Source organism: Synechococcus sp. ROS8604 (genome assembly GCF_014279655.1).
In the GTDB taxonomy this organism is placed as follows: Bacteria; Cyanobacteriota; Cyanobacteriia; order PCC-6307; family Cyanobiaceae; genus Synechococcus_C.
Genome location: NZ_CP047946.1, coordinates 1221283 through 1240578, shown reverse-complemented (window position 1 = coordinate 1240578; position 19296 = coordinate 1221283). Strand labels below are relative to the sequence as shown.

The 19296-nt window shown below is 52.5% G+C and carries 22 protein-coding genes; 5 read left to right on the top strand and 17 right to left on the bottom strand.

Going from position 1 to position 19296, the window contains the following annotated elements; genetic code table 11:
* Positions 1 to 30 precede the first annotated feature (30 nt).
* Positions 31 to 1374: an ATP-binding protein gene (locus SynROS8604_RS06555; protein ID WP_186545575.1), complete on the bottom strand. Its 1344-nt coding sequence runs from the start codon at positions 1372 to 1374 to the stop codon at positions 31 to 33.
* An 8-nt stretch (positions 1375 to 1382) separates the two neighbouring features.
* On the bottom strand, positions 1383 to 2093 hold the full coding sequence (locus SynROS8604_RS06550) for a response regulator (protein WP_186545862.1): 711 nt from the start codon (positions 2091 to 2093) through the stop codon (positions 1383 to 1385).
* Between the two features lie 229 nt (positions 2094 to 2322).
* On the opposite strand from SynROS8604_RS06550, the gene SynROS8604_RS06545 reads away from it, so the two are divergent.
* Positions 2323 to 2778: an EF-hand domain-containing protein gene (locus SynROS8604_RS06545; RefSeq protein ID WP_255445257.1), complete on the top strand. Its 456-nt coding sequence runs from the start codon at positions 2323 to 2325 to the stop codon at positions 2776 to 2778.
* 12 nt (positions 2779 to 2790) lie between these two features.
* Here SynROS8604_RS06545 and SynROS8604_RS06540 read toward each other — a convergent pair whose 3' ends face one another.
* From SynROS8604_RS06540 to SynROS8604_RS06520, 5 genes are read right to left on the bottom strand one after another with little or no spacing between them, the layout of a single operon-like run.
* Entirely contained in the window at positions 2791 to 3240 is a 450-nt protein-coding gene (locus SynROS8604_RS06540) for a hypothetical protein (protein ID WP_186545574.1), read from the bottom strand.
* The gene (locus tag SynROS8604_RS06535) at positions 3237 to 3482 is read right to left on the bottom strand and encodes a hypothetical protein (RefSeq protein ID WP_186545573.1); all 246 of its coding nucleotides are present in this window, start codon (positions 3480 to 3482) and stop codon (positions 3237 to 3239) included. Before SynROS8604_RS06535 ends, SynROS8604_RS06540 begins: the two co-directional genes overlap by 4 nt.
* Positions 3483 to 3531: 49 nt before the next feature.
* Positions 3532 to 4167, bottom strand: coding sequence for a DUF4335 domain-containing protein (locus tag SynROS8604_RS06530; protein WP_186545572.1), 636 nt, complete (start codon positions 4165 to 4167; stop codon positions 3532 to 3534).
* 8 nt (positions 4168 to 4175) lie between these two features.
* Positions 4176 to 4733 (bottom strand): DUF3038 domain-containing protein, encoded by a 558-nt coding sequence (locus tag SynROS8604_RS06525; protein WP_186545571.1) that lies wholly within the window; start codon positions 4731 to 4733, stop codon positions 4176 to 4178.
* 44 nt (positions 4734 to 4777) lie between these two features.
* Positions 4778 to 4936, bottom strand: a complete 159-nt coding sequence (locus SynROS8604_RS06520) for a hypothetical protein (protein WP_186545570.1) — start codon at positions 4934 to 4936, stop codon at positions 4778 to 4780.
* 374 nt (positions 4937 to 5310) lie between these two features.
* On the opposite strand from SynROS8604_RS06520, the gene SynROS8604_RS06515 reads away from it, so the two are divergent.
* Positions 5311 to 5829: an adenine phosphoribosyltransferase gene (locus SynROS8604_RS06515; RefSeq protein WP_186545569.1), complete on the top strand. Its 519-nt coding sequence runs from the start codon at positions 5311 to 5313 to the stop codon at positions 5827 to 5829.
* Here SynROS8604_RS06515 and SynROS8604_RS06510 read toward each other — a convergent pair.
* From SynROS8604_RS06510 to dapB, 5 genes are read right to left on the bottom strand one after another with little or no spacing between them, the layout of a single operon-like run.
* Positions 5820 to 6032, bottom strand: a complete 213-nt coding sequence (locus SynROS8604_RS06510) for a DUF2949 domain-containing protein (RefSeq protein WP_006852436.1) — start codon at positions 6030 to 6032, stop codon at positions 5820 to 5822. The genes SynROS8604_RS06515 and SynROS8604_RS06510 overlap by 10 nt on opposite strands.
* 19 nt (positions 6033 to 6051) lie before the next feature.
* On the bottom strand, positions 6052 to 7221 hold the full coding sequence (locus SynROS8604_RS06505; RefSeq protein ID WP_186545568.1) for an FAD-dependent monooxygenase: 1170 nt from the start codon (positions 7219 to 7221) through the stop codon (positions 6052 to 6054).
* Positions 7222 to 7228: 7 nt separating this feature from the next.
* Positions 7229 to 7480, bottom strand: a complete 252-nt coding sequence (locus tag SynROS8604_RS06500) for a hypothetical protein (protein ID WP_006852434.1) — start codon at positions 7478 to 7480, stop codon at positions 7229 to 7231.
* Between the two features lie 17 nt (positions 7481 to 7497).
* On the bottom strand, positions 7498 to 8172 hold the full coding sequence (locus SynROS8604_RS06495; protein ID WP_186545567.1) for a hypothetical protein: 675 nt from the start codon (positions 8170 to 8172) through the stop codon (positions 7498 to 7500).
* A gap of 12 nt (positions 8173 to 8184) precedes the next feature.
* Entirely contained in the window at positions 8185 to 9036 is an 852-nt protein-coding gene (dapB, locus tag SynROS8604_RS06490) for a 4-hydroxy-tetrahydrodipicolinate reductase (RefSeq protein ID WP_186545566.1), read from the bottom strand.
* Positions 9037 to 9154: 118 nt separating this feature from the next.
* Here dapB and SynROS8604_RS06485 point away from each other — a divergent pair, with 118 nt between their 5' ends.
* Positions 9155 to 13168, top strand: a complete 4014-nt coding sequence (locus SynROS8604_RS06485) for a magnesium chelatase subunit H (RefSeq protein ID WP_186545565.1) — start codon at positions 9155 to 9157, stop codon at positions 13166 to 13168.
* A gap of 292 nt (positions 13169 to 13460) precedes the next feature.
* On the opposite strand, the gene SynROS8604_RS06480 is transcribed toward SynROS8604_RS06485, so the two are convergent.
* From SynROS8604_RS06480 to SynROS8604_RS06465, 4 genes are read right to left on the bottom strand one after another with little or no spacing between them, the layout of a single operon-like run.
* A complete protein-coding gene (locus SynROS8604_RS06480) occupies positions 13461 to 13862 on the bottom strand; it encodes a thiol-disulfide oxidoreductase DCC family protein (protein ID WP_186545860.1) in 402 nt (133 codons plus the stop codon).
* A 24-nt stretch (positions 13863 to 13886) separates the two neighbouring features.
* Positions 13887 to 14720 (bottom strand): dihydropteroate synthase, encoded by an 834-nt coding sequence (gene folP, locus SynROS8604_RS06475; protein WP_186545564.1) that lies wholly within the window; start codon positions 14718 to 14720, stop codon positions 13887 to 13889.
* Between the two features lie 5 nt (positions 14721 to 14725).
* On the bottom strand, positions 14726 to 15457 hold the full coding sequence (tpiA, locus tag SynROS8604_RS06470) for a triose-phosphate isomerase (RefSeq protein ID WP_038013100.1): 732 nt from the start codon (positions 15455 to 15457) through the stop codon (positions 14726 to 14728).
* Positions 15458 to 15490: 33 nt separating this feature from the next.
* Complete coding sequence (locus SynROS8604_RS06465) at positions 15491 to 15688, bottom strand: RNA-binding S4 domain-containing protein (protein WP_255445256.1); 198 nt, start codon at positions 15686 to 15688, stop codon at positions 15491 to 15493.
* A gap of 42 nt (positions 15689 to 15730) precedes the next feature.
* Here SynROS8604_RS06465 and SynROS8604_RS06460 point away from each other — a divergent pair, with 42 nt between their 5' ends.
* Together SynROS8604_RS06460 and SynROS8604_RS06455 are read left to right on the top strand one after the other, a co-directional pair.
* Complete coding sequence (locus tag SynROS8604_RS06460) at positions 15731 to 17470, top strand: ABC transporter ATP-binding protein (protein ID WP_186545563.1); 1740 nt, start codon at positions 15731 to 15733, stop codon at positions 17468 to 17470.
* Positions 17471 to 17523: 53 nt separating this feature from the next.
* A complete protein-coding gene (locus tag SynROS8604_RS06455) occupies positions 17524 to 17760 on the top strand; it encodes a DUF6447 family protein (protein ID WP_186545562.1) in 237 nt (78 codons plus the stop codon).
* A 152-nt stretch (positions 17761 to 17912) separates the two neighbouring features.
* On the opposite strand, the gene SynROS8604_RS06450 is transcribed toward SynROS8604_RS06455, so the two are convergent.
* Positions 17913 to 19292, bottom strand: a complete 1380-nt coding sequence (locus SynROS8604_RS06450) for a sodium:alanine symporter family protein (RefSeq protein WP_255445286.1) — start codon at positions 19290 to 19292, stop codon at positions 17913 to 17915.
* Positions 19293 to 19296 lie beyond the last annotated feature (4 nt).

Sequence of the window (19296 nt, the reverse complement as noted above, 5' to 3'; positions counted from 1 at the left end):
GCCTCCGAAATCAACAAAAGGGGTGGAAATTCAGCTTTTCGCAACGTTCTCCACCAATAGATCCATCGGCAATGACAAACGAATCGCAAAGCGGCCTGGAACCTTCAAATCATCCGAACCATCGGCATAGAGGCAATCGAGATGGCCACCATGGAGTCGCGCCACATGCACAACAATCGCCAACCCCAATCCACAGTGCCCCTGTCCTCCCCGAGAGGAGTCGAGGCGGTGAAACGGTTGAAGAGCCTGCTCCCATTGACGCTGAGGCATGCCATCACCCTGATCCCAAACTTCGATTGAACATTGATCAGCAGAGCGCAGCAATCGCAGCACCACGGGAGCTTGGCCATAGGTGAACGCGTTGTCGATCAAGTTGGCAACGGCTCGACTCAGAGCCACTGGTTTCACCATCACCTCAAAGGTGTCCAGCTGAAGCTGCAATTGATCGGCAGGATGACTGCTCGCCACCTCAGCCAGCAATTGATCCAAAGGAACGGGCACAGAAAGTTCTTCATCGCCGCCACCTGCAAACAGCAGGAACTGACCTGTGATTCGTTCCAGAGACTGCAAATCACCGGCACAACGCTCACGTTCTGTGGCGCTGAGTTGAGGCAGCGACAAACGAAACTTCAGCCGAGTGATGGGTGCGCGTAAGTCATGGGCGATTCCAGCGAGCATGGTGGCTCTTTCGTTCCGATTGGCAGCCAAACGTCGCACCATTGCATTGAAACGGCGCGTGAGACGCTGAACCTCTGGCGCGCCACGCGCAGGAACAGCATCAGGATCGATTCCATCCCCAACCCGGGACAGCGCCTTTTCCAATCCACGAAGCGGTGCCTCCACCTCCACGAGGAGAAAGAGGCCACCACAAATCATGCCCGCCCCAACCAGTGATAAACCCAACAGGGTGGGTTCCGGCGGCCAGCTCATCGGAGCGCGCACATTGACGCGCAACCAAATCGGTTCCAGCGGGGAAATGAGCTCAATCCAAATTCCGCGATCGCCTTCGTGATCTCGATCAGCCACGACCATCGGACAATGGGAGAGACGCTCACAAAGCTGCGTCTGCAGAGCGTTGGCCTGGCGTTGAAAGCCTGCGGATGGAAGCTTTTGATCCGGCTTGGGGTGGATTGCAACAGTGAGGTCAAGACCGGTGAGTTCGGTCACCAGATGGGGTGGGTAGCGCTCGAGAGCCAACTCCGTGAGCCTTACATTTAGCGCCAAGTCACGGCCGAGCTGGACTGTTTGCAGCTGCTCAAGCTGCTGTCCAAACAACACCTGTAAAACCAATAAGCAAAACGCCCAACTGCCGAGAGCAAGGCCACTCCAACCGAATAGGGATCGAAGTCGAACTTGCCAAACCCGTGGGGTCATTCCAGCCCTCAACGCGAACGAGGTTGTCCATCAGGTACGAAGACATAGCCGTATCCCCATACCGTTTGGATGTAACGAGGACGCGCTGGATCCGGTTCGACCAGCTTGCGAACCCGCGAAACTTGTACATCCATGCTGCGACTATCCGTATCAGACCCTGGTCCGCGAGCCAGCTCAATGAGTCGTTCTCTCGACAAGGGTCGGTGGGGATGCTGCACAAACGCTGCCAGCAAGCTGAACTCACCGCTGGTAATCACGACAGGCATCCCGTCGCGAAACAGCGTTCTGGCGGAAAGATCAAATTGATTCTCTCCAAACGTCACATCGCCGCCTTCAGCCAAGGGAGTGCCAGCGGGAATCGAACTTCGCCTTCTCAGCACTGCTTCGATGCGTGCTGACAACTCACGGGGAAGAAACGGCTTCGCAAGATAGTCGTCAGCCCCCTGCTCGAGGCCAATAATGCGGTCAACGCCATCTCCTCTCGCCGTCAACATGACCACAGGAAGATCGTCACCAGCGTCGCGCAAGCGTCGTAGTGATGTCAGCCCATCATCGCCAGGCATCATCAAGTCGAGCACGATCAAATCTGGGCGCTGAAATTCAAGCCTCGCCTCAAGCTGCTTGACATCACTCAAGCAGCGCACGTCATACCCCTGATCGATCAAATAGGTGCCCACCATCTGACGAAGGTCCGGATCGTCATCCACGACCCAAATCATCGAAGCTTTTTTTGCAGGTGAGTTCGAAGCGGTGCTGGAGGGCTGGTTCATCGCCACACCATCCCAAGCAACAATGATCTCGTCATCACTCTCCCCACATCAGTTGAACGCTCCGATCGTATGGAGCATCAAGCAAACTGTCGCGCCGAGGCGGACCATGTCACAGTTAATTGACGATCTGTCATCACTCAGACATCTCTTTACCAATCAGATTCCATAGTCTTCTGTCATGGAGAAAAGGGTCACTTTCACACTCGTTGCACTAGGGGCTGGTCTCCTGCTGGCAGATCAAGGTGTGCAAGCCAACCCTGTGCGTCATTACGGCACCCGAATGGAAGCGTTATTCGTTCGGATGGATTCCAATCGTGATGGACGTCTGGAAAGGAAAGAAGTGAGCGGCCAGCCTTATCTCGAACGACGGTTACAACGCCATCCGTCCCGCAACTATTTATTGATTGAGGACATCAGACCCTCCGCTACGCATCCAAGCGGGCTGCGCTTGCAAAGACGCTTTAAACAAGCCGATCGAAATTTCGATGGCCAACTGGATCGCAAGGAGGTGGCATCTCTGCCCTGGCTGCAGCGAAATTTCGAAAGCCTGGACCGCAATGGTGACGGGGGCCTGACTTTGAACGAACTATGGATGATGCAGCGTTCGCTCGCTCCTCGATCGAGGTCTCGTTGAGATGCACCCGGATTAGCGAGATCCGCGCAGCCGGCGGCTACGGGCCGAACGAGAGCTTTGTCTCGGAGCGTTGGAAGATTGAAGGGCTTGTCGACGAGCTGATGATTTGAACACAACTGAGAACGTACGCACGAATCGAATCAAACCTGAGATCAACGCCAGCAGACCCAACACCAGAAGTGCAGCAATCAGAATCACTGCCAACAAACCTAATAACGCTTCGAGCAATTGACTGAGACCGCGAATTAAATCCGCAATCGCTTCACTCACAACAACGATGGCATCGACCTTTGTCGGTAACCAGCTCAAACCAGCGAGCAAGCCAGTCCCAAGCAGGAGCAGCAAGACTGACTCCAAAAACATCATCCAAATAGGCAAACGCTTGGAAGATCGTTTGCGTTGGCGGAAAACACGACGCTCTTTCTGCGTAAGAGGCAGGCGAGTGATGTTCTTGGAGCTCATGGCACTAACGACTCCTTCGCGCGACGCATCCAGCGCTCAAATTCAATGAGAACTAACTCATTGGGGCAGTTAATTAAACTGAGATCTCCAACAGTGCAATCTCCATAACCACTGTGATGAAGTGTGAGTTGATGATCAGCACCACTCAAGCCACAAACCTCCGGATCGCTGCGTACAACCACATCCAGAGAAGCTCCAATCCTTGCGACACGCCGTCTCAGATCAGACCAACTGGGGGACATTGATAGACGAGCAATCAACGCCAATATATGGGCGAAAACCGAAACAGGGTCAACGGGCTGGATCGACTTGTGAAGGATCGCTAACCGAGTCAGAACTGGGAGCCTCTACGGAGTCGGTTGGAGCCTTGGTCTCCTGCATGGGCAATGGAATCACCATGGCCATGACCCCAACCACAACCAGGGCCACGCCTCCAAAAATAGGTGCAGCTAAACGACGAACCAAGGGGACCCGCTCCACCAATTCACGACGACTCAAGGGATGATTGACAACCTCAGGCCAAGAGATCGCCACGCGATCATCAGCACGGAGTGCATCTAAGCAGCGCAAAAGATCGGCGAAATCAGCATCATCCAACTTGATTTCCAACGGGGGAACATCCGGCTGACTGCTCGTCAGTTCCAGTTGGTGACCACCCTCCACAGGGCGGATGCTCACTGGATGCTGCGACCATCCTTCAGCCCTGGAAACTCCGGAAATTTGATGGCGTGCATAGGGAAGCACAACAGCCATCAAGGCTTCAAGGTGATCGCGTTTCCCCTCCAGTTCAGGAGCACCGACCAATTGAAGACGCCAGGCAGACAGAATCCCAATCACGTTGTCGCCATGTCCAGCGGAGAAGTCAGGAAGTCCATCCACCTCAAGCCTGGACGCCGTTTGGTCGTAGCGATAAGAGAGTTTGAGCATCGAGATCATCAGGGTGTTGGGTCAAGAAGACTGGCCCGCAAGCGATCCACTCCACCAGGTCCGGCAGCCAGCGCCAGAGTCAAAACAAGCTGTCGTTGAATCGAAGCTGAGTGATCGGTGCTGAGCAAGCGTTGAACAGCCCCCCGGCGGAGATTGAAGCGCTCAGCGATCAAATCCCTCAAGCGTTGGTCAACTAAAGCCCAACGCTCCTTGCTGAGGTCAGCCGGTTCACGACTCGAGAGAAGCTGGTGAAGCATCGGATAAAGCCGATCAGCCATGGCACAGAGAAGCCTGATAAGGGCCTCTGTTTCAGCCGAACCAAGCCTTCCACGACGGGTGGAGCGTCGAAGCGGGTTATGGCATCGACGCTTCCAAAGCTCTACCCGGTTTGGGAACAGACTTTCGAAGCCGAGTTGTTGGGTGGCCCAAAGCATGGCCTCACCTCCGTTGAAGTCCAAGGACTCCACCGTGAGCAAAAGAAGATCGAGACGCTCCATCCCTCGACGGCCAAGAACCGCCGTTTGCAAAGACGCTTCTTGGGGAGAAGTGACTGGTGATTCAGTCATGGTTGGGTGGCGTACCAATTCGGGTCATACCGATTCGATTTCAATCAAATCAAGCTTGGATGCAGTGCTAACACACGATCAGAAAAGCCGTTATCAGCCCCCTCATCAGCAGCCAAAAACGTTTGGCCATATGCAAGACAAGCTAACTCTAAGGCTTGAAACAATCCTTTCAAGAGAATGGCGACAACAGCTGGAATTGACACAGGATCCAAGCCAAACAAGAAACGAGAGCGCTCAGCGAGCGGTCATTCTTAGCCGCAAACCCTATCAACCATTGCAAGGCTAGCGGTACAAATTAAATGCAAAACGAAAACATAGGCATGAAAAACAACGTATCAGCAAGCGAAAGAAACACTCACGAAAAACACTTCAATCAATAGAGTCAAACATGAGCAGCAAAGGAAACGTTCATGAGAACGAAAATGCAAATAGGAAATAAGTTCAGATCGTTGCAACGTCATGATGGATTCACGCAAAGTGGATCAGACCAAATGAGCTATTTTAGGGACAAGCGCGTTCATGCTCCTCCTAGGCAATATCTGCGATAATTCCTTGTAAGTTTCACCAGAAAGCGTTCTTGGATCTCCGCCACTACGTTCAAGATATTCCGGACTTTCCAAAACCAGGAATTCTCTTCCGAGACATCTCCCCGATGTTGCGCGACCCCGTGGGCTGGGCCGAGGTCATGGTTCGTCTAGGAGCGCTCTGCGATTCGTTGAAACCAGACCTGATTGTGGGAATTGAAGCCAGAGGTTTCATCGTAGGAATGGGTCTAGCAACGCAAAAGAAACTGGGATTTGTTCCAGTGCGCAAACCAGGCAAACTTCCCAGCAAGGTCTACGGAATTGATTACGCCCTGGAATATGGAACGGATCGTCTCGAGATTCATGCAGATGCCATGCGAGAACAGCCGAGAGTTTTAATTGTTGATGACCTCTTAGCAACAGGAGGGACTGCCTCGGCAACAAGCGATTTAGTCAAAAAGGCAGGCGGCCAACTCGTTGGTTGCGCCTTCATCGTGGAACTCAGCGATTTAGAAGGACGCACGCGTCTTCCCTCCGACATCCATGTTGAATCTCTGATTCACTACTCCTGAGCTTGCTGCCAGTCCAAAACGTCTTGGTATCCCTGCAAACTGAGCAGTCCAAAACTCCAGAGAACCACAGGCAGGGGTGCCTGTTCCAATTCAGCTTGGCGAAGGCCAAGATTGATGGCACTGGCACTCAGCCCAAGCTTGCCCTGTAAGTAAGCGAGCAACGCAGCGGATGGCTTGGGTTGTGGGTCACTACTAATGACCATCAAAACCAATCAATTGCGCTCACTCTGGCAAGCTTTGCAAAAGCGTGCTGGGTCCATCCGACATCGCCTGCAGCGAAATACGCCGAAACAAGGGAGAGTGCTTGAGCATGAACAGCCCAAAACGGCGGACAAGCAAAAGTGCTGATTGGCGGTTAGAAAACAAACGCACAAGAAGATCCGTCGCCAGAGCCACCGTTAACAAATCAAAATAACGACGCCTGCTGTAAGCACCAGGCACAGTTTTTAAACCACGCCGTACACAGGAAGCAGACGTCATTATTTGAAGGAGAATGTCCACATCTCGCCAACAAAGATTGAGTCCTTGCCCTCCCACAGGGTGACAGCGATGGCCAGATTCACCAACCAGAACAACATTTTTTCTATTCAGTTTTGGCGCAAAACTAATCTCTAAAGGAAAAGCAGCGGGTGAATCGAGCAAAGCATCAGGCTCGAGTCCCTGAGGAAGGATGGTACAAAGCTGATCCAAAAAAGCAGACCTTTCAAGACCGGCTAGCTGACGGCATCGACGAAGAGGCGCACTCCATACAACTTGGAAATCTGAATTTCCTAGAGGAAGAATAGCCAAAGGTCCTTCCGGCCTAAAACATTCAAAAGCGTATTCAGAATCAAGATCACGAAAATGAACTTTTGCGGTTAAACAGCCCTGCGTATAGGTGTGGGACCACCACGGGAAGCTGAACTGTGATCGCGTTGGAGATCGGGGGCCATCAGCGGCAATAACCAAACCAAAAAAATCGAGAGGTTTAGCTTGTTGATGCGTCGTCTCACCAAGATGAAGATTTATGTGAGGTGAACCCTCAAGCCTGCTCATGAAGAGCTTCATCAAGGAACTATGATCCAAAATCCAACCAACAGATTGCGTTGATTGATTCGATGAATGAAGATCTGATTCTGTAAAATTTACAAACCGGTTGATGCCACGATCTTCTAGGCGGAGCGTCTTAAAGGGTGATAAAAACGGAACTAACTCATTCCAAAATCCCAATCGCGTTAGGAGACGTCTTGAGGAATGAGTTAGCGCATAAGCCCTGCTGCGGGAACAAATCTGTTCCGCAGTGAGGGGATCGAATAGATGAACTGAGTATCCGAAGTTCGCAAGACCAATGGCCAACAAACTTCCAGTTGGACCGGCTCCATTGATCCGTATCGGAGCCAAAGTGCCGGTCATACCGTGATCAGCCGATGCCGAGCAGTCCACGGGTGAAGGATTCACCGCCCATGGCCAGTTCAGTAGCAAGCAGAGCGATGAAGCCAAGCATGGCCATTCGACCGTTCAACTTTTCGGCACGCTCATGGAAGCCCCAACCACTCTCGACGTCCACAACTTCCATGCGTGGCTCTGTTGCGAAGGCATTGAGACGACCACCATCTTCGGTGGTCACTGTTGCGCCGCGAATGGTTGCAGCGTTTGTAGAGGCCTGAGTCATGGGGAACCTACCGGTGTTTAAGAAGTGTAACCCATTTGTGAAGAAACCTTGCGCAAGCGCATGCGACAGAGGTCTTCAAATGCAGGGCGCAGCAGGTATGGGTACTCACCGATCCACATCCGCAGGCCAGGAAGCCAAGCATCCGTTAGGGCCCCCAATCTCGAAAAGTCGTTGCGATCACTCAGGACCACGCAACGGATCACAACTCCGGGGCGGATCGAAGCGTGTTGTTTGGTCATTGGAAAAGAGATCCGTCCGAGATAGCCGTCCTCATCAGCTAGCTCCAGCACCAGCCAGGTCCGTCGATTTTCAATCAATTCAAGCTGGCCGCGAGCATCAGCCTGCTCCCTTTGATTTTCAACTCGCTCCTGCCGATAGGTCTTAACGATCTCCCCTTCAAAAAGAGCGGCAGCTGGATAGCGACGTAAGACTGCATTTTTTCGACCAGCTTCGACGATCGGTCCCCACAAGATGTAGAGGAGAAACACAACACCAATCACCAGCAAGATCGAGCCCCAACGACTGGATAGCTGGCTCTGACTGATCAAGAGAGTGATCACTCCCCCAATCGTGGCGATCAGCAAACGCTGGAGAATTTTTCGAGGATTGCCAAGGGCAGATCTGAATTGCTGGCCCGTAGCAACAGCAGGAATCAACCGATACAACTCACCGGGACGAAGCGGAATCAACATCGTGCCAACCCGTTAAAGAAGACGCTCAAGGCCGTAGACCAGGGCTTGAAGATGCCGCACTTTGCGGACGCAAAGCAAAACGCCTGGCATGTAGGCAGCCCGATCAATCGTGTCGTGTCGCAGGGTGTAGGTCTCACCTGGGGAGCCAAACATCACTTCCTGATGGGCCACCAGGCCAGGCAATCGCAAAGAGTGCAATCGCAGCCCACTCGGACGCTGCCCACCACGGCTACCAGCAAGGGATTCATGCTCATCCACTTCTGATTCGTTGAATTGTTTGCCTAACTCCTCCATAAGTTCGGCTGTTTTGATGCAGGTTCCACTAGGAGCATCGGCTTTGCGGTTGTGATGCAGCTCGGTCAGCTCGGCGTAGTCATAAAACCGGGCAGCAGCAGCAGCGGCCTGCTGAAGCAGCACCATCCCCACAGAGAAGTTGGGAATCACAGCTCCACCCACGGATGCCTTGTCGGAAAAGGATTGGAGGTCATCAAGTTGAGCCGGTGACAACCCCGTGGTCCCGATCACGGGATGCACTCCATAGGCAATCGCAGCTCTGGTGTTGGCGTACACCACCGAAGGATGGGTGAAATCCACCATGACGGCTCCTTGCCCAGGCCCTGCATCACGAACCGCCTGACTTGCAGAGCACAAACAGCCTTCTAGATCAGCAGTCACAGCCACCTCAAGGGCCGAAAGCCCCAGTAATTCGCCCACGTCTTGCCCTTCTTTGCCGGGCGTGTTGTCCACGGCACCCACTAGATGACAATCCGGAGCCATCTGCACAGCTCGAATCACTTCTGCACCCATTCGACCCAGCGCACCGGTCACCACTACGGGTATCGAGCCGGTCTGGATGTCGCTCATGAACGTGTTGCAGATGGACTCAGCCTATGGGGCCAGGCGCGGATGTAACACGAAATACCGATCTCAAGCAGAGCGACTCTCACACCCGTAAGCTTCTTTACATTGCTTAGAAGTGCTGATGTTTACGCAGGTCCGTTCCGCTGATCGTCGGATTGTTCCTGCTGAGAACAACAATCACCATTCGGTCATGAAGGCCGTCTACGTCGTTCTTGAACCGCAATATCAGAGTGCGTTAACGCAGGCAGCGGTCAGCCTTAATGCCCAAGACGGTCCCATTGGTATCGAACTGTGCGGTTATCTCATCGAGGAACTACGTGATGAGCTCAACTATGCAGATTTTCAAAAAGACATCGCTGAAACGGATGTCTTTATTGGATCCCTGATCTTCATTGAAGATCTGGCACAAAAAGTTGTTGATGCTGTCAGTCCGCACCGCGATCGATTGAAGGCCGCAGTCGTCTTCCCTTCGATGCCAGAAGTGATGCGTCTCAACAAGCTTGGCAGCTTCTCGATGGCGCAACTCGGCCAGAGCAAGAGCGCGATTGCCGGCTTCATGAAAAAGCGAAAGGAAGCTGGTGGCGCAGGGTTTCAAGACGCCATGCTCAAACTTTTGAACACGCTTCCAACGGTGCTCAAGTATTTGCCTGTCGAGAAAGCGCAAGACGCCCGCAGCTTCATGCTCAGTTTTCAATATTGGTTGGGTGGCACTCCAGATAATCTGCGCAATTTTCTGCTGATGCTGGCTGATAAATATGTTTTTCCTGCATCAGAAAGTGATGATCGTCCTGATTTAGCCGTTGCAGATCCCGAAGTCTTTCCTGATCTAGGTATTTGGCATCCACTCGCACCTCAAATGTTTGAGGACTTGAAGGAATATTTGAATTGGACGGCCAGTCGCCCAGATCTCAACGAAAAAGCCCGTAACGGGCCAGTAATTGGCCTTGTGCTTCAGCGCAGTCACATCGTGACGGGAGACGATGCCCATTACGTAGCCACCATCCAAGAACTTGAATTCCGTGGTGCACGCGTGATTCCGATCTTCTGCGGAGGTCTTGATTTCTCAAAGCCGGTCAATGCGTTCTTCTACGACCCGCTCAATTCAGATCAGGCTTTGGTCGACAGCATCGTTTCGCTGACAGGCTTTGCCCTGGTTGGCGGTCCAGCGCGTCAGGATCACCCGAAGGCTGTTGAGTCGCTCAAAAAGCTCAACAGGCCCTACATGGTGGCCCTGCCATTGGTCTTTCAAACCACCCAGGAATGGGAGAAAAGTGACCTAGGCCTTCATCCAGTACAAGTTGCACTGCAAATCGCGATTCCCGAATTAGATGGAGCCATCGAACCGATTGTTTTATCTGGTCGTGATGACGCCACTGGCAAGGCCCACACCCTTCAAGATCGCGTCGATGCCATCGCGGAGAGGGCAATCCGATGGTCGTCCCTACGGCTCAAACCACGGGCAGAAAAAAAGTTAGCGATCACTGTTTTCAGCTTTCCCCCTGACAAAGGAAATGTGGGAACGGCCGCCTATCTGAACGTTTTCGATTCCATTCACAGGGTTCTTCAAGAAATGAAGGCCAAGGGATACGACGTGCAGGACATGCCGCGTGATGCCAAGGCACTCATGGAAACAGTCATCAACGATCCAGAAGCGCTTCAAGGCTCACCAGAACTCTCGATCGCCCATCGCATGAGCGTTGAAGAGTATGAACGACTCACTCCCTATTCCGAACGCTTAGAGGAAAACTGGGGAAAACCACCAGGTAATTTAAACAGTGACGGACAGAATTTATTGATTTATGGACGTCATTTTGGAAATATTTTTGTTGGGGTACAACCAACATTTGGTTATGAAGGCGATCCCATGCGCCTTCTCTATTCCCGCAGCGCAAGTCCCCACCATGGATTCGCGGCCTATTACACCTATTTAGAGAAAGTTTGGGGAGCAGATGCCGTGCTCCATTTCGGAACCCATGGGTCCCTTGAATTTATGCCCGGCAAGCAAATGGGTATGAGTGAAACCTGTTATCCAGACTCCCTCATCGGAGCCTTGCCAAATCTCTATTACTACGCAGCGAATAATCCATCTGAAGCAACGATCGCTAAGCGGAGGGGATATGCGTCCACGATTAGTTACCTCACACCTCCAGCAGAAAATGCTGGCCTCTACAAAGGCTTAAAGGAGCTGGGTGAGTTGGTGGGTTCCTATCAACAACTGAGGGAAAGCGGTCGAGGAGTTCAGATCGTGAATGCAATCGTGGAAACCGCTCGCCTTTGCAATCTTGATAAAGACGTCACCCTTCCAGACGATGATTCCTCTGATCTAACGCTTGAAGATCGCGATGCCATTGTTGGGGCCATCTACCGCCAATTGATGGAAATTGAGAGTCGCCTGCTTCCATGCGGCCTCCATACCATCGGCAAGCCGCCCACAGCAGAAGAAGCGATTGCAACGCTGGTGAGCATTGCCGCCTTGGAGCGTGAAGAAGAAGGCCTTCGTTCTCTTCCTGGGCTGCTCGCAGAATCGATCGGCCGCAAGATTGAAGACATCTATCGAGGCAACGACGATGGTGTGCTTGAAGATGTGGAGCTCAATCGCACGATCACAGAAGTCTCACGCGCTGCTGTGGGTTCCATGGTGCGATCGCTCACAGGGGGTGATGGTCGCGTCAACATGCGAGAAAACTTTGGTTGGTTGCTGGATCTGATCTCTCGCTTCGGATTCAAACTGCCATCGCCTTGGTTCCGAGCCTGTTCAGCTGGTGGCTTTTCAAGCATCGACAACACGGCGCTGGACACCCTGTTTACCTATTTGCGTTTCTGCCTCCAACAAATCTGCGCAGACATGGAAATGGAGAGCCTCTTAAGGGCTCTTGATGGGGAATACGTTCTCCCAGGACCTGGTGGAGACCCAATCCGGAATCCAGGCGTACTGCCCAGTGGCAAAAACATTCACGCTCTGGATCCTCAAGCGATTCCAACCAGAGCAGCTGTTGCTGCAGCCAAAGTTGTTGTCGACAAATTGATCGAACGCCAGAGAGCAGAGCAAGGCGATTGGCCTGAAACCATCGCTTGCGTGCTCTGGGGAACAGACAACATCAAAACCTACGGGGAATCTCTCGCACAGATCCTTTGGTTCATCGGAGTTCGCCCCGTTCCAGACTCCTTAGGCAGGGTTAACAAGCTAGAGCTCATTCCCCTGGAAGAACTGGGCCGACCAAGGATTGATGTTGTGGTGAATTGTTCGGGCGTGTTCCGAGATTTATTTATCAATCAGATGGCCCTGATTGATCAAGGCGTGAAGATGGCTGCGGAATCTGATGAAGCCTTTGAACAAAACTTTGTTCGAAAACATGCTCTTGAACAAGCTGAAAAAGAAGGAACAACCCTTCGCGATGCTGCCTGCCGTGTGTTTTCTAATGCCAGCGGCAGCTACAGCTCAAATGTGAACCTCGCCGTTGAAAACAGCAGTTGGGAAGAGGAAGGAGAACTGCAGGAGATGTATCTCTCCCGCAAAACGTTTGCATTTAATGCCGACAACCCCGGCGAAATGGATCAAAAACGCGACGTCTTCGAATCAGTCATGAAGACAGCAGACGTGACATTCCAAAATCTCGACTCCGCTGAGATCTCGCTCACCGATGTCAGCCACTACTTCGACAGCGACCCCACCAAGCTGATTCAGGGGCTGCGCGATGATGGGAAAACACCCACGAGCTACATCGCAGACACGACCACGGCGAATGCTCAGGTTCGCTCCTTAAGCGAAACCATTCGCCTTGACTCCCGCACCAAATTACTGAATCCGAAGTGGTACGAAGGGATGCTTGATTCGGGTTATGAAGGTGTGCGTGAGGTAGCCAAACGACTCAACTTCACGCTCGGGTGGAGTGCGACTAGCGGATCTGTTGACAACTTTGTGTACGAAGAAGCGAATGAAACATTCATCAACGATCCAGAAATGCGCAAACGCTTACTGGAACTCAACCCTCATAGTTTCAGGCGCATTGTAGGCACCCTGCTAGAAGTAAACGGCCGTGGATACTGGGAAACTTCTAATGAAAATATCCAACAACTTCAAGAGCTTTATCAAGAGGTTGAGGATCGAATCGAAGGAGTCACATCAGAGGGGTAATCTTTTCCGGTTCCATCTCATAAATAAATCCTGGAAGCACATAAGCGCTTTGAAGAAATAGTCGCTAGAACCCATTAACAATGTATATTTGCAGCTTTTTATTGATCATGCTACGAAGACTCATCTCCGACTCAAGGGCTCGAGAATACAAGCCAACAGTAGAATTTCTTCAATAAGAGCTTGCAAGTTCAAAGTGTTCAAAAAATAGGCTTGCTTTTTAGAGACTCTACAACGAGATAGAGGAGGCAATTATCATGCAATCAGAAAACTTTTCGCCGCGAATCGCCCTGAATCAAGAAGCATTCTGCTTGCAATTGCATAGTTCATTTAGGCTTGCGCGTCCTGTCATGCGCAAACGCTGCGAGGCCCAAAGTGCATAGATGCGATCAATCAAAGATCCAATCAGAGGCCATTGGGTCGGGGCATAGATCCAACCAAGTCCAACGCAGCGATAGGCCTCTCGGAACACAGCCACATCCTGAAGAATCTCTCCATCAGCACGGATGGCATGAATGCGTGCCATCGCTTCTCGGTAACTAATTCCCTTCCATTGGGCAGGGTCGTAGGCGTCTTGATCGATGTCGATAAAAGCGAGCCTTCCATGCAAATCGCGGCGTTTCAGAAACTTGACTTCTCGAAGACACAGCGGACATCCACCGTCATACAAGAGAGTGAGACTCGGTTCACTCATCATCGCCACATGGAAATCGACCTTGTTCTAGCGATCTGAACGAATGGCTGAGGCCATGGTCACCACTTGATGAATAGGTCCTACGTCGTGCACACGTAGGACGGCAACGCCAGCCTCCACCGCCCTGGCACAGACAGCAGCCGTCCCCCAAAGACGGGCACGAGCTCTTGGTTCATCGAGCACAGCTCCGATAAAACGTTTTCGAGAGGGACCCAGCAACAGGGGAATCCCTTCAGCCACAAGGGTCTCGAGCTGCTGCAACAGGGTGAGATTTTGTGCGGTTGTTTTCGCAAAACCAAGGCCTGGATCCCAAAGCAACTGGTCACGATTCATACCGGCCTCAAGAGCACACGTTGTTGCTGCTCGTAATTCCTCCAAAACCGTTTGGGCAACACCCTGTTCTCCATAGTCCGTGCAGCGATCCATCGTTTGGCTCGTGCCGCGACTGTGCATCAGCACAAATGGGCATCCCGCACGAGCGATCAGCGGAAACATCTCTGAATCACGGCGTCCACCGCTCACATCGTTAATCCAATCAGCGCCAGCCTCCAGCGCCTGGTTGGCGACCACGGCAAGAAAGGTATCAACGGAGATCAACACCTTGGGGTAAGCGGCACGAATGGCCTTCAGCGTTGGCAACAGGCGCTTGAGCTCCTCATCCGCTCCCACTTCAGTCGCATTCGGCCTGGTGCTTTGCGCACCTAGATCCAAACAATCAGCCCCTGAGGCAATCTGACGCTCCGCCTCAGCCAAGGCCCGATCGAGCTGATTGAACTGACCACCATCGCTAAAGGAATCGGGAGTGAGGTTGATCACTCCCATCACGGCAGGGCGCGTGCCCCAATCCTTCGGCCAGCGCATCGACGTCAGCTTTTCACGTAGTTCGCGATCCGCCCAAAGCCTTCAGGGTCGAGAGAGGCACCGCCAACCAACACCCCATCGATATCACTCATTCCCATCAACTGGTCGATATTGCCTGGTTTCACGGAGCCCCCGTATTGAATGATCAAATCTGGTGAGCCCACCCAACTACGAATCAATCCGCAGATGCGATTGGCTTCACTCGCTTCACAGGTTTTGCCCGTACCAATCGCCCAGATCGGCTCGTAGGCCACCACCAGCTGGCTGGGGTCCAGTCCTTCTAAGCCCTGTTCAACCTGACGACGAATGACCCTCTCAGCCTCTCCTCGGCTGCGCTGCTCGTCGCTTTCCCCAACGCAAACAATCGGAATCAAGCCATTGGTTTGAGCCGATCGCGCACGGTGGTTGATCTGTTCGTCACTCTCGCTGAAGTACTTACGAGGTTCGCTGTGACCAACGATCGCGTATTCAACGTTGTGCTCCTTGAGCATGCTCGGAGAGATCTCAGCGGTGTACGCGCCCTCTCCCTCCCAGTGCACGTTCTGGCTGGATAGTTCAAGGCGCGTTCCTTGGCTCAGCTCAGCGAGCGTGCTGATCGCCGTAAAGGGTGGAGCCACCACCAGATGTCGGTCATCGGGCAGCTCTGCAATGAGAGGGAGAAACGTGCCCATCCAGGCCCTGGCTTGCGCACAGGTCATGTGCATTTTCCAGTTGCCAGCAATCACCGGTTTGCGCACGCTTCCGTCCTCTGCAGCTCAGCAGCTGACAACTTACGGCCCTGCCTGAAGAGAATCCGAAACTTCGGCAGAGTCGACACCCATTTGGACGCGATCGCCGGCTTTCAGTTGACGGCCACGCCGCTGCTCAAGGTCGCCATTGACGAACACGTCACCCCCTTGAATCCTCAGCTTGGCTTCTCCACCCGTCGCCACCCAGCCCATCCATTTAAGGAATTGATCAAGTCTCATTCCTGCACCAGTCAGTCCAATCGCCATTGATAGTCTGACTTGATGCTGAAGCCATCAGAAGCGGGATTCCGCAGATTGATTCCACTGCTGCGACCTCACAGGCGTCTCCTGGCGATCGGCACTCTTTGCATGCTGGTTTTTGTCAGCAGCCAGTTGGTGTTGATGCGACTGATGGGCCGACTCTTGCCCGATGTGGGCTCGGGTGATTTGCAAAGAATCCTGCCGGTCATTGGCCTGGTTCTGTTGGTGTTCGCGATCCAAAAACTCGCACAATTTGGCCAAGACTCCCTGCTTGCAGGTCCTGCTCTGCAAGTCAGCCAGTCGCTGAGACGAGACCTGTTTCAAAGGCTTCAGAAGGTGCAGCTCGGTGCCTTGGAAAAAATGTCGTCAGGTGATCTCACCTATCGGCTCACCGAAGATGCCGATCGTGTGAGCGAGGTGATTTACAAAACCCTCCACGACAGCATCCCAAGTGCTCTGCAGTTAGTGGCCGTTCTTGGCTACATGCTTTGGCTTGACTGGAAATTAACCCTCGCAATCCTGCTGCTAGCACCCTTCGTTGCCTGGCTGATCAGCCTGTTTGGAGCGAGGGTGATGGTCGCCACAGAACGAAGCCAAAAAAAGGTGAGTGAGCTGGCAGGTCTGCTGGGAGAAGCCATCGAAGGGCTACCACTGGTACGCGCGTTTGCGGCAGAACCCTGGCTAGAGCGCCGTTTTGAAGATGAAATCGATCAGCATCGCCAAGCTCGGTACAACACCTATCGCCTGGTGGCGCTTCAACATCCCGTGGTCGGGATCATTGAGGTCCTGGGTTTCGCCACCGTCCTGGTCTTAGCCGCGATCAGGATCAGTAGCGGCGACCTTGCCGTCCCTGAGTTGATCAGTTATCTCACCGGCCTGGTCCTGCTGATCGATCCGATCGCCCATGTCACGGCGAATTACAACGAATTTCAGCAGGGACAATCCTCACTGCGCCGTCTGCGTGAAATCGAGAAGGAGCCTTCGGAACCCGCCGATCCCGTCCCGTCGCTCCCGCTTGGTCGCTTGCGGGGAGATTTGAACTTCCATGAAGTCGAATTCGCTTACACCCCAGGGCAACCAGTTCTTCAAAACTTCAATCTCTCCATCAAGGCCGGACAAGTTGTGGCCCTCGTGGGACCGTCGGGGGCTGGTAAGACAACACTTTTTTCTCTGCTCCTTCGCTTTAATCGCGTCAACAAAGGACAGCTCCTTTTTGATGACAAGGATCTGAGCCAGGTCAGCGCGCGCGACCTGAGACAACAAGTGGCTCTGGTGCCGCAACGCAGCAGCGTCTTTTCAGGAACGATTGCGGAAGCGATTCGATTTGGTCGACAGGCCACGCAGGAACAGCTCCATCAAGCCGCAAAGCTCGCCAACGCCCACGATTTCATCATCCGTCTCCCAGACGGCTACAACACCCGTCTGCAAGAGCGCGGCACCAACGTTTCCGGCGGACAGCTCCAGCGCATTGCCATTGCCAGAGCTGTGCTGGGAAATCCCGCCGTGATGTTGTTGGATGAAGCCACCAGTGCCCTCGATGCAGAGGCGGAGGCCGCCGTTCAACTTGGACTCAAGCAAGCCATGCTGGGCCGAACTGTGATTGTGATCGCCCATCGTCTGGCCACCGTTCAAGAAGCCGACCTGATTGTTGTCTTAGAGCATGGTCGCATTAGCCAACAGGGCAGCCACGACGCTCTGATGAGCCAGGGCGGCAGATATCGGGAACTCTGCGAAAGACAATTCATCCGCGTTAACGAATGAATGGTTTCAAGTAACGCACCAGCCAATAAGATCTTTGCGATTGCATCTCATTGATGACCAGCTCTTCCGTCTCTCAAGACCAGAATCCAATTCTGACCTTTGAAGGCAAACGCTATGACCTCAATAAGCTCCCAGATGATCTGAAAGAGCTCGTCAGAGGAATGCAGGTTGCTGATGCCCAACTACGTATGCACGAGGACACCCTCAAAGTGCTTGCAGTTGGGCGTCAGTCGATGGCGATGCAGCTCAACGAACGTCTAAAGGAAGTAACACCTATTGGCGATGCATGATGCAACCTTAGTGCACCAATTCATGTGATTGATTCAGATCACAAAAAAGGCTTGATGGCTAAATACCAGCAAGCCTTTTTTATTGAGCAATTAAGGGTGTTGACACACCACAAAAGAATCATTATTGCATTTTGTCAAGCAAATAACCCAAATCAATTGGTCGTTGATGATTTGCTACTTGTCTTGAAATCATAGACATTTGTTAATCGAAAGACCACTGGCGATAATAGCAATAGGCCTAACAAGTTAGGGATAGCCATCAAGCCATTCAGAATTTCTGCAATCGTCCAGACGGCACCACCTGAAGCCACGGCACCAAAAACGACAACGGCTACCCAAACCAAACGAAAAGGTCGTATGGCCTTAACGCCAGCAATGTATTCAAGACACTTCTCGCTGTAGTAACCCCACCCAAGAATCGTTGTCAATGTAAAAAAGACTGTGCCAAAGACAACGATCCAATCAAAACCAGGAAGTGCGACTCCAAAGGCATCAATCGTCAACGACACAGTTTTAGCTCCTGAAACATATTCAACCTGGGAGTACAAGCCACTGATCAGAATGACAAGAGCAGTCATCGAACAGATTACGATCGTGTCAATAAATGTTCCGATCATGGCTACAGAACCTTGGAGAACAGGATCACCAGGCTTCGCTGCAGCCTGAGCAATGGGCGCCGTACCCAAGCCTGACTCATTTGAGAACACTCCTCTGGCAATGCCCCGTTGAATGACAGCACCGAGCGATCCACCAGCTGCAGCTTGCCCTGTAAAAGCATTGGAAAAGATGAGGCCAAATGCTCCAGGAACCTTGTCAAAATTAGCGATCAAAATCACCACAGCACCAATTACATACACACCGGCCATAACCGGTACAACAACCTGGGTGACACGACCAATCCGTTCGATACCGCCAACCAGAACAGCCAACGTGATCGAAGCGACGACGATGCCTGTGAGTAAAGGTGGAATTCCCAAAGAATCTTGCAAAGCCTCCGCCATGGCATTGGCTTGTACACCATTACCAATACCAAAACCCGCTAAGGCTCCAAAAAATGCAAATAGCCAACCCAACCATGCCCAGTTTTTTCCAAGTCCATTGCGAATGAAATACATCGGTCCACCAACATGCTCACCGAGTTCATCCACCTCTCGGTAGTGAACAGCAAGCAGTGATTCCGCATATTTCGTAGCCATGCCGACAAGAGCAATCAGCCACATCCAAAAAACGGCCCCTGGTCCACCGACTGCGATGGCGCCTGCGACTCCAGCGACATTTCCCGTACCAATCGTCGCTGCTAAGGCCGTCGTCAGACTTTTAAAGGCACTGACATCACCCTCCCCTGAACTATCGCGAATCGAAGAGATGGCTGCACGAAATCCAAATCCAATTTTGAGAAGGGGCTGAAACTTCAACCCCACCATCAGATAAAGACCAGTAAGACCAATCAACCAAAGAGTGAATGGTCCCCAGACGAAGCCATTGACTTCAGAAAGGACAGTATTCAAGACAATTACAAAAACTATAGGCATTATG

What these genes read in the sequence shown, in the direction of transcription:
- SynROS8604_RS06555 (WP_186545575.1), bottom strand. Translation starts at nt 1,374, where the DNA reads ATGACCCCACGGGTTTGGCAAGTTCGACTTCGATCCCTATTCGGTTGG.
- SynROS8604_RS06550 (WP_186545862.1), bottom strand. Translation starts at nt 2,093, where the DNA reads ATGATTTGGGTCGTGGATGACGATCCGGACCTTCGTCAGATGGTGGGC.
- SynROS8604_RS06545 (WP_255445257.1), top strand. Translation starts at nt 2,323, where the DNA reads ATGGAGAAAAGGGTCACTTTCACACTCGTTGCACTAGGGGCTGGTCTC.
- SynROS8604_RS06540 (WP_186545574.1), bottom strand. Translation starts at nt 3,240, where the DNA reads ATGAGCTCCAAGAACATCACTCGCCTGCCTCTTACGCAGAAAGAGCGT.
- SynROS8604_RS06535 (WP_186545573.1), bottom strand. Translation starts at nt 3,482, where the DNA reads ATGTCCCCCAGTTGGTCTGATCTGAGACGGCGTGTCGCAAGGATTGGA.
- SynROS8604_RS06530 (WP_186545572.1), bottom strand. Translation starts at nt 4,167, where the DNA reads ATGCTCAAACTCTCTTATCGCTACGACCAAACGGCGTCCAGGCTTGAG.
- SynROS8604_RS06525 (WP_186545571.1), bottom strand. Translation starts at nt 4,733, where the DNA reads ATGACTGAATCACCAGTCACTTCTCCCCAAGAAGCGTCTTTGCAAACG.
- SynROS8604_RS06510 (WP_006852436.1), bottom strand. Translation starts at nt 6,032, where the DNA reads ATGGTCATTAGTAGTGACCCACAACCCAAGCCATCCGCTGCGTTGCTC.
- SynROS8604_RS06505 (WP_186545568.1), bottom strand. Translation starts at nt 7,221, where the DNA reads ATGACCGGCACTTTGGCTCCGATACGGATCAATGGAGCCGGTCCAACT.
- SynROS8604_RS06500 (WP_006852434.1), bottom strand. Translation starts at nt 7,480, where the DNA reads ATGACTCAGGCCTCTACAAACGCTGCAACCATTCGCGGCGCAACAGTG.
- SynROS8604_RS06495 (WP_186545567.1), bottom strand. Translation starts at nt 8,172, where the DNA reads ATGTTGATTCCGCTTCGTCCCGGTGAGTTGTATCGGTTGATTCCTGCT.
- dapB (WP_186545566.1), bottom strand. Translation starts at nt 9,036, where the DNA reads ATGAGCGACATCCAGACCGGCTCGATACCCGTAGTGGTGACCGGTGCG.
- SynROS8604_RS06485 (WP_186545565.1), top strand. Translation starts at nt 9,155, where the DNA reads ATGTTTACGCAGGTCCGTTCCGCTGATCGTCGGATTGTTCCTGCTGAG.
- SynROS8604_RS06480 (WP_186545860.1), bottom strand. Translation starts at nt 13,862, where the DNA reads ATGATGAGTGAACCGAGTCTCACTCTCTTGTATGACGGTGGATGTCCG.
- folP (WP_186545564.1), bottom strand. Translation starts at nt 14,720, where the DNA reads ATGCGCTGGCCGAAGGATTGGGGCACGCGCCCTGCCGTGATGGGAGTG.
- SynROS8604_RS06465 (WP_255445256.1), bottom strand. Translation starts at nt 15,688, where the DNA reads ATGAGACTTGATCAATTCCTTAAATGGATGGGCTGGGTGGCGACGGGT.
- SynROS8604_RS06460 (WP_186545563.1), top strand. Translation starts at nt 15,731, where the DNA reads ATGCTGAAGCCATCAGAAGCGGGATTCCGCAGATTGATTCCACTGCTG.
- SynROS8604_RS06455 (WP_186545562.1), top strand. Translation starts at nt 17,524, where the DNA reads ATGACCAGCTCTTCCGTCTCTCAAGACCAGAATCCAATTCTGACCTTT.
- SynROS8604_RS06450 (WP_255445286.1), bottom strand. Translation starts at nt 19,292, where the DNA reads ATGCCTATAGTTTTTGTAATTGTCTTGAATACTGTCCTTTCTGAAGTC.